Annotated in this window: 2 protein-coding genes; both read right to left on the bottom strand. The window is 68.1% G+C overall.

What is annotated here, in order from left to right; genetic code table 11:
- Nucleotides 1–518: hypothetical protein (locus RZR99_RS32845; RefSeq protein WP_323123787.1), on the bottom strand; the 518-nt coding region annotated here is incomplete at its 3' end.
- A 2-nt stretch (nucleotides 519–520) separates the two neighbouring features.
- Entirely contained in the window at nucleotides 521–826 is a 306-nt protein-coding gene (locus RZR99_RS32840) for a proprotein convertase P-domain-containing protein (protein ID WP_323123831.1), read from the bottom strand.
- Between the last annotated feature and the right edge of the window lie 412 nt (nucleotides 827–1,238).

Here is a 1,238-nt window from a genome sequence, read left to right as displayed (position 1 = left end):
GCGAGATCGAGGGAACCGTACTTGATCACCCCGCTGCCATCGACACCGGACGCATAAACCGCCTGACCGCCGGTCTGTTTGGCCACCGTGTCCACGAGGCCCGCGTTCGTCACGAACAGCTTCAGCCGGGGCGGCACCAGCACGGCCTCGCCGGAACGCTCGTTGATCGCCACGGCCAGCCCGGCGCTCTTCGCCGCGCCGCCCACGGTGGCGCCTTGCGCACCGAGGGCGCCGGCTCCGGGCAGCACGATCGCGTATGGGCCCACTTGTGCCACGGCCCCGTTGCCGCCGGCGGCGCCCGCCGCGCGCATGCCGCTCTTGCCCGAGGCGTCCGGCGACGGGCCGGCGGCGCGCTGAACCACGGCGCCGGGCACCAGACGGAAGCTCGTGTCGCCGATCTGGAAGCGCGCGCCGACCGCCGCCTTTTGCAGCGCCTCCGACTGGGTGGTCTGCGCATGCGCGGCAGACATCGCCATCACGGCCGCCGCCATGACGAAGCAGAAAAGAGTCGTCTTCATGATCAGTACCCCACTACGCGAATTTTAAAGGCCTGCAGCTTGGCCGTCCCGCCGGCATCGACCACGTCGGTCAGCTGGAGCTTCCAGTCACCGAGCGAGGTCTCGTCCAGGAAGGCATTGCTGGAGGTCAAGGGCACCTCGAAGCCATCGCCCGACGCAATCGGCGAGAGCGTCGAGAAGGGCGTCAGTACGTAGCTCTTCGTGCCGTCCGGGGACGTCAGGGTCGCCCGCAGATTCGCCGGCGTCTTGTGCGTGGTGCGGAAGCTGATCTGCACGGCTTCGACCTTGAACTTGCGGTCGATGCTCACGGCCATCTCGGCCGGATTGCCGATTCCGCCGATCGGACTCCCCGCGCTCGCCGACGCCAGCCAGNGGTCGCCCGCAGATTCGCCGGCGTCTTGTGCGTGGTGCGGAAGCTGATCTGCACGGCTTCGACCTTGAACTTGCGGTCGATGCTCACGGCCATCTCGGCCGGATTGCCGATTCCGCCGATCGGACTCCCCGCGCTCGCCGACGCCAGCCAGCCGCTGTCCTGCATCGCCGGCAGCGATTTGAATTTCTGCGCCTTCTTCACCGCCTCGGTGGCGTCCACCAGGCCGAAACCGTACCAGTTGCTGAAGTGATGGCCCGCCGCGTTGGTCAGCCAGCCGGGGTCGAGTATCGCGCCGTTGTAGACGGCCTTCGACTGCAACAGGTCGATCTGCCGCGCGGTGCTGGCCA

This window comes from Burkholderia alba, from assembly GCF_034721475.1.
In the GTDB taxonomy this organism is placed as follows: domain Bacteria; phylum Pseudomonadota; class Gammaproteobacteria; order Burkholderiales; family Burkholderiaceae; genus Burkholderia; species Burkholderia alba.
This window is presented reverse-complemented; position numbering and strand designations above follow the sequence as displayed.